The organism is Synechococcus sp. R8-2 (assembly GCF_047461715.1).
GTDB lineage: Bacteria > Cyanobacteriota > Cyanobacteriia > Thermostichales > Thermostichaceae > Thermostichus.
In genome coordinates this window covers 1-6,639 of sequence record NZ_JANSHQ010000335.1, presented here as the reverse complement: position 1 = coordinate 6,639, position 6,639 = coordinate 1, and the positions used below count along the sequence as shown (strand labels likewise).

Sequence of the window (6,639 nt, the reverse complement as noted above, 5' to 3'; positions counted from 1 at the left end):
TCACCCCCAGCCCCTCTCCCTGCCTTGGGAGAGGGGAGTCAGGGATCGATGTAACTGTGCTGAGATGGCAAGGTTTAGCCGGTGGCCGGAGTCTGTTTTGCAGGCAGCGGCACCAGCGTTCCTGTTCCCTGCCAAGCGCACAAATCCACGAACTGGTCGGCTATCCGAATTAACGCCGGGTTTGTGTTCGGCCTGTAGGCGGCTACCTCCAGCCGGCAGCCTTGGCGGCGGATATGCTTGAGGGCCGGCACAAAATCTCCATCCCCACTCAGCAGCAGCACCGTCTCGTAGTGGGAGTGCATCGCCATCAAGTCCACGATCAGCTCCCCATCCAGATTGGCTTTGCGGCTGCCGTCGGCGTGGATCACCACCGGCTTGGTGACCACCCGATAGCCCTGTTTTCTCAACTCCCGCAGGAAACGACGCTGAGCTAGGTTGTGGCGATCTACCCCGCTGTAGACATGCACTTCCATCTCGGATCTGCCCTGGGCCAGCCAGCTGAGCAGACTGGGATAGTCGAGATGGGATCCCCACTGCTGGGCGCTGGCGTGGAGATTGGCCGCGTCGATGAACACCCCCAGGGCTTTGCGGGGAAAAGCAGGGTTCGGCTGGGATGCCACCAGCTGCTGCAGGTGTTGGAGTTGCGCCTGCACCAACTCCAGTTGCTCCAAAGTCACTTGGGGCTGGGATACCGGCAGAGCATTCAACCGCAGCTCCACGGCTTTTAACCGCTGCTGGATTTGCTGGATGGCCTGGGTGATGGGGGCCAGCTGTTGCCGCACGGACAGATGAGACGTGGGCCGAGCTTCGAGGGCGTCGATCCGCCCTTGTAATGTTTCCAGTTGGGCCGCCGTCTGCTGCTGCTGTACCCAGATGGGCTCCAAAACCTTTACTTTCTGCTCGAGCTCTTGAATGGCTTCAGCCGGGGAAGCCAAGGTCTGCTGCAGAAGGGACGGTTCAGCAGTGAGCCGAGCGTCCAGCACCTCGAAACGCGCTTGCAGGGTCTCCAGTTGGGTTGCTGTCTGTTGCTGCTGTGTCCAGGTCTGTTCCAGAACTTGGCCAAGCTGTTCTTCGCGGCGGCGGATGGCAGGGTAGGCTGCTGCCAAAGGTAAGAGCCCCCAGATCACTTGGCGGGTCACCAGGGCCGTCACCCCCAGGGCCAGGGATCCCGTCCACAGCCAGGTTAAGGGGAAGGCAGAAGCCCTATTCATGCTCATAGTTAGCTCTCCTCAGTTTGGGTTATCGATCTGCTCGGTTGCCAGGATTTCACCTCACTCACATGGGCCACCTCAGGGATCCCTCTCGAAGATCGAGATGCCCAGAACTCCCAGAGGCATCGAAGAGGAGCAATTCAGCAACTGCAGTATGCCGGCTGTTGGAAGGGGGAGCTTCCAATCGTTGGACACACCCATTCCCCTTGGTATCAAACGGATCGGTTATCGAAAGCGGGCTTAAACTTGTTCCTCTTAGCCGACGGGCTCCGTGCTCAGCTTTGAGGGGCAGGAACCTCCGACGGAGCAAGCTCAGTTGGGGATCTCGATGGTTACATTGGCCAACTGCACATCGTCATGATCCACCCAGGCTCCACCGTGCCGGATGACTGTATCACCTCCCAGCGGCACCGAGATGTGCAGGGATCCCCCGAAAAGGGGAATGCTGATCGGCACTTGGGGACCACGGGTGACCATGGGGGGCTGAATCAGGGTTTTGCCAGTGCGCAGGGTAACAGTGTTCAGGCCCAGGCGCAGAGGTTGCAGCGGCAGGGGAATCTGTAGGTTATCTCCCCCCAGGTGAATCTGTTCGACTTCCACTCCGTTCAGGATGACCTGCATGGGAGACATGTTGGCACTGGGGATCCGGGATTGGCCGGCCCGATAGGCGGCGGCAGTATCCAACCCAATCAGGGATCCAATCCGCAAAACCGGTGGGCGCGAAGGCAGGCGTTGCAAAGTGAAAGAGCGGGTCATCTCCACCCCTCGGGCAGGGCCCAAAAATTGCCCGGCGGCAGCCGATTCCGGTGAGTACTGGTTATCCCCCAGGCGGATGACATTCGCCTCCAGTACCAAAGTTGTGTTGGGATCCCAGCGCTCCAACTGCAGTTGCCAAGGCCGATCCCCGCCGGCTTGACCGTTGCCTGTACTTTGGGAATAGGGCAAGTAATTTTCCAGCCGCGCCACCAAAATTTCTTCTGCCGGCAGCGGCCCTGGCAGGCGAAACCGACCCTGGGCATCGGTGCGCACCGAAATACCCGCCCCCGGAATGGCCACCTCCGCCCCGGCCAAGGGCTGCCCTGTCAGCCGATCCACCACCTGTCCCGAATAGGCGGAATCCAACTGCACCTGTCCTGTGGGCACATCCGTTGCTGCCTGAATGCGCTGCTGCAACACTTGCCAGTCGGCTTCTGTGATCCGTCCATCCTGGTCGACATCGGCAGCTCGAATCTGGTTGTCGGTCAGTCCCCGTTCTCCACGCAAGTAAGCCCCCAACAGGTTGAGATCCTGCACCGTCAAACGGCCATCCCCGTCCAAATCGCCCGCTTGAAAGGGCTGCGCTTGGGCAAAAGACACGCCTATCCAACCCAGGCCAAGGGATCCCAGTAGCAAAAGAGAATGAGCCAAACAGGAGACCCTAAACATGGCAACTCTCCTGGGAGTTGTTCATGTTCTAACGTAATTCACCTCCTCGCAGCAGGGCTAACCGAGCCGGTGTAGAGTACTCTTGAGCGCAATTTTGCCGGTTCGCCTTTGGCTGCAGGAGCCGAAAACTTAATGGTAGAATAACCGTGGTGGCTTGCCTGTTCTATGGCTCGATACTCTTGCGTTACCCAGCTTGTGGGCTCAGCCGAGCAGCTCAGCGAGTCGATCCGCGCTGTTTTGGAGCGCTGCCAACTCAATATCCTCCACAACAGCCTTGATTATTGGGTGGCCGGCGAGCCTCCCGGAAAAAATCCCCACACCAAACTGGTGACGGTGGAAGTGTTTGTGGATCGCACCCGTCAGGCTGCCGACGGCTCTGTACAGGTGACCTGCATTGCCAAAAATGAAGAGCTGCCCCTAAAAAGCGTTAACCACTGCCAACAAACCTTTGACCGACTGAAGGCAGAGCTAGCCCAGTTGCAAAGTCAACTTCAGCTTGCTGCCCAACAAAAAGATGCCTTACGATAGCTAGGCTGAGTTTGCTTTGATCCCATGGCGCGTCGCTGCCAACTAACCAACAAGAAACGCAACAACGCTTTTGCCATCTCCCACTCCCACCGGCGCACCAAGCGCCTGCAGGAAGTCAATTTGCAGTGGAAGCGCATCTGGTGGGAAGAGGGTAAGCGGTTTGTTCGTCTGCGCCTTTCCACCAAAGCCTTGAAGACTCTCAAGGCCAAAGGGATAGGAGCCATGGCCCGGGAAGCCGGGATCGACCTCAACCGGTTTTGAGCTTTCTCCTCAGCCCAGTTGTGTCTGACAGCTCCAACCTCACAGCAAGCCAAAAAGCTTACGCGACTTGGGCTGCAATCCCGCCAGCAAGGTGTTGAGGGTATCCCGTTGGGTAAGCTCGTTGGTGCCGCTGGCCCGCTCGATTAAGAGCTTGCGCGTCTCATCGGAGAGCTTGGCATCGGTAAAATCGGCTCCACTGAAGAGCGTATCTTCAATCTGAGCGTCCCGTAGGTTGGCCCCCACCAAAATGGCTTGTTCTAGGTTGGCAAACTGAAGCTGGCAACTCACCAAGGCAGCCTGGGAGAGGTTGCAGCGAGATAGGTTGGCCTGGCGGAAGTCGGCGGCAAAAAAGTTCCCCTCCGCCAGATTAGCAGCCACCAAGCTGGCTTCGCGAAAGATGGAATGGCTGAAACGGCCCCCCTGAAAGCTGCTTTTGTCCAGTTTGGCGGCGGTAAAGTTGCTGTAGTCCCCCAGAGCCTGGCTAAAGCTGGATCCCCGTAGATCTGAGGCGGTAAAATTGGCCCGCTCTAGCTCAGCGCGGCGAAAGTTGCACAGACGTAGGTCGGCTTGCTGCAGGCTGATCGAGCGCAGGCTAGCCCGCGTCAAATTGGATTTGGGCATCTGAATGCGGTCGAACAGGCCCCGCGAGAGGTAGGCATTCTCCAGGTTGGCACCCACCAGGGAGCGCCCCTCACGCAAGGCTTCCAGCAAGTCCCGCGTGGTTTCAATGCGAACCGGCTCTGAGGGTTGAGAAGGGGGAGCACTCACAGATGGAGCATTCCTCACAGTTAGGCCAGAAATCCGGTCAACCCAGCCGAGAACTGAGGGCCAACTGGGGATTCCACCTATCAAGCTAACGTTTGCGTCGCCTGTCGAGGTTAAGAGGATATTAAAAAGACAACTCTGCATCGAGCTTTCCAGAGGGGGCCTTCTCTTGTGGAAACAGCCTACCGGGGGAGAGCCATCGGCTCCGATTTGTTGCATACTCGGGGCAGCCTTTCGTGAGTGAACCGCACCTCCCATGCAGGTAGCTTTCATTGTTGACCCGTTGCCCCAGTTGCAGGTGGGCCATGACACCAGCATTGCCCTGATGGAAGCCCTGCAGAAACGGGGGCACCGCATTTTCTGCCTGGGCCTGGCGGATCTCTACTGGGATCAAGGGGAAACGTGGGGATCCCTTGAGGAAATCCGGTTGGATCTGAAGGCGGATCCCTGGTATGAGGTCAAAGACCGGCAACTGCTGCCCCTGAGCCAAATGCAGGCGGTGTGGATGCGCAAGGATCCGCCGGTAGATGCGGCCTATCTCTATGCCACTTACCTTTTGGATCGTCTCTCTCCCAGCCGCACACTGGTGCTCAATCATCCTGCCGGGATCCGCTCGGCCAACGAAAAGCTCTATGCCCTGCAATTTCAAGAGTGGATCCCGCGTACCCGCGTCAGCAGCAACAAACGCCTGCTGCGTCAGTTCGTCGAACAGGAAGGACAGGCGGTGCTCAAGCCTTTGGGTGGCAAAGGTGGGGAAGGGATCCTGAGGGTCAATGCCGGGGATCCAAACCTCAACTCGTTGATTGAAATGAGCACCCAATTTGGTCGGCTGCCTGTGATGGTGCAGGAGTATTTGCCACAGGCGGCGGCAGGAGACAAACGCATTTTGCTGCTGGAAGGAGAGCCTTTGGGTGCCGTCAATCGGATCCCTGGAGAGGGAGATTTTCGGGGCAATGTTGCTGCCGGCGGTCGAGTGGAAAAAACCAAGATTACCGAAAAAGAACGGGCTCTCTGCGGGGCTTTGGCGCCGGTGCTCAGGCAGGAGAAGCTGTATTTTGTCGGGATCGATGTTATCGGGGAACGACTAACCGAAGTGAACGTGACCAGCCCAACAATGCTGCGAGAACTCTGTCAGTTGGAAGGAGTTGACCTGGCAGATCAAGTGGCTCAGTGGCTGGAAAAGAAGGTGCCCGTCAAGGACTGAATGACTACCCACCAGGATGTTTCTGGGATCCGGCGCGTCTGTTGCATGACAGGGATCCCGTCTATCCAGGGAATCCATAGGGATCCCATGAATTCAGAAAGACATAATTATAGCTTAAGGCTGAGATCAGCTTCTTTTGGTCGGCAGCTAGAAAATAAAAAGCCCCACAAGGGGGCTCTGCCGCGACCAGTCAGCGACTTATAAAACTCTAGAGCAATATAAAGAAAAGCTCCATGAATAGGCCGTATTGAACATCGCATTGAGCACAGTTTTTAGAATCTCAGAAAAAAGGCCAAATCCTCGGAGCTGTTATCTTTTTTTTAGATTTTCCGACCCGAGGCTAATCCCAGGCCCCTTCTGCTTTGCCGGAGCGGTCTTTAGAGTTGCTGCTCTTGCCCAGTGGGCTAGGAGTCTGCCGGTGGCCTTTCCCGACCCACCCAGCGCCAGATGGTGGGCAGCAGCACTGCCGCCAGTCCGCACTTCACCAAGTCTCCTGGAATAAAAGGGAAGACCCCCTTGTTGAGGACGGCCAAGATCGAGGTGGGCTCAACATTCTGGTTCAGCCACACCCCTAGCCAAGTGGCTCCTAGCAAATAAATCAGAGCTGAGCAGGACAACATCGCCAGCGCCATCTTCCAGGGGTTGCGATCCACGCCCCAGCGCTCCACCAACCAACCCATCAGCCCTGCAGCCAGGGGAAAAGCCAACAGGTAGCCCCCCGTCGCCCCGGCCAAGTGGCCAAGCCCGGATCCGCCACCGCTGAAGAAGGGCAATCCCAGGATCCCTTCCAGCAGGTAGACCAGCAACGTGAGAAAGCCCAGCCGTGCCCCAAAGCCTGCCCCCACCAGCATTACCCCAAAGGTTTGTCCAGTGATGGGCACCGGTGTAAAAGGCAGAGGGATCCTCACCTGCGCCAGAGCTGCTACGAATAGGCTCCCTCCCACCACCAGCAGTAGATCGCGAATGCGAGAAGAACGGGGCAGAAAAGTCTGGGCCAAGGGTAGGTAACTCGCAGTCATAGAGCACCTGGAGTGTCGAGACATGAAGGTCAGTATAGGGGAATGCAAAGAAGAGGGCAAGTACACACTAACCCTTTCCTAAGGCATTCGCGCTTGGGCAAGCACAGCTTGGGGAATAACTCACAAACGCAGCAAAGCATCACTTGGAAGCAACAAAAAAAGGGCATTAAGCCCCTAAAAATAGCTTCCCCTTTCAGCAAATAGCTAGGTCGTGTTGATCTTATGT

7 protein-coding genes are annotated in these 6,639 nt (G+C 57.3%); 3 read left to right on the top strand and 4 right to left on the bottom strand.

What is annotated here, in order from left to right; translation table 11 throughout:
- Positions 1–74 precede the first annotated feature (74 nt).
- Positions 75–1,211, bottom strand: coding sequence for an NYN domain-containing protein (locus tag NW819_RS08640; protein ID WP_414329613.1), 1,137 nt, complete (start codon positions 1,209–1,211; stop codon positions 75–77).
- A gap of 312 nt (positions 1,212–1,523) precedes the next feature.
- Positions 1,524–2,636: a dockerin type I domain-containing protein gene (locus NW819_RS08635; protein WP_414413501.1), complete on the bottom strand. Its 1,113-nt coding sequence runs from the start codon at positions 2,634–2,636 to the stop codon at positions 1,524–1,526.
- 165 nt (positions 2,637–2,801) lie between these two features.
- On the opposite strand from NW819_RS08635, the gene NW819_RS08630 reads away from it, so the two are divergent.
- Positions 2,802–3,164, top strand: coding sequence for a hypothetical protein (locus NW819_RS08630; protein WP_414344659.1), 363 nt, complete (start codon positions 2,802–2,804; stop codon positions 3,162–3,164).
- Positions 3,165–3,188: 24 nt separating this feature from the next.
- Positions 3,189–3,425: a 50S ribosomal protein L28 gene (gene rpmB, locus NW819_RS08625; protein ID WP_414413500.1), complete on the top strand. Its 237-nt coding sequence runs from the start codon at positions 3,189–3,191 to the stop codon at positions 3,423–3,425.
- 39 nt (positions 3,426–3,464) lie between these two features.
- Here the strand turns inward: rpmB and NW819_RS08620 are convergent, their stop codons facing one another.
- The gene (locus NW819_RS08620) at positions 3,465–4,193 is read right to left on the bottom strand and encodes a pentapeptide repeat-containing protein (protein ID WP_414413499.1); all 729 of its coding nucleotides are present in this window, start codon (positions 4,191–4,193) and stop codon (positions 3,465–3,467) included.
- Between the two features lie 253 nt (positions 4,194–4,446).
- Here NW819_RS08620 and gshB point away from each other — a divergent pair, with 253 nt between their 5' ends.
- Entirely contained in the window at positions 4,447–5,394 is a 948-nt protein-coding gene (gshB, locus tag NW819_RS08615) for a glutathione synthase (RefSeq protein ID WP_414350404.1), read from the top strand.
- A 404-nt stretch (positions 5,395–5,798) separates the two neighbouring features.
- On the opposite strand, the gene NW819_RS08610 is transcribed toward gshB, so the two are convergent.
- Positions 5,799–6,413, bottom strand: a complete 615-nt coding sequence (locus NW819_RS08610; RefSeq protein WP_414413498.1) for a biotin transporter BioY — start codon at positions 6,411–6,413, stop codon at positions 5,799–5,801.
- Positions 6,414–6,639: the final 226 nt, after the last annotated feature.

Excerpts from the sequence above, each read along its gene's own strand:
- NW819_RS08640 (WP_414329613.1), bottom strand. The coding sequence starts at position 1,211 with ATGAATAGGGCTTCTGCCTTCCCCTTAACCTGGCTGTGGACGGGATCC.
- NW819_RS08635 (WP_414413501.1), bottom strand. The coding sequence starts at position 2,636 with ATGTTTAGGGTCTCCTGTTTGGCTCATTCTCTTTTGCTACTGGGATCC.
- NW819_RS08630 (WP_414344659.1), top strand. The coding sequence starts at position 2,802 with ATGGCTCGATACTCTTGCGTTACCCAGCTTGTGGGCTCAGCCGAGCAG.
- rpmB (WP_414413500.1), top strand. The coding sequence starts at position 3,189 with ATGGCGCGTCGCTGCCAACTAACCAACAAGAAACGCAACAACGCTTTT.
- gshB (WP_414350404.1), top strand. The coding sequence starts at position 4,447 with ATGCAGGTAGCTTTCATTGTTGACCCGTTGCCCCAGTTGCAGGTGGGC.
- NW819_RS08610 (WP_414413498.1), bottom strand. The coding sequence starts at position 6,413 with ATGACTGCGAGTTACCTACCCTTGGCCCAGACTTTTCTGCCCCGTTCT.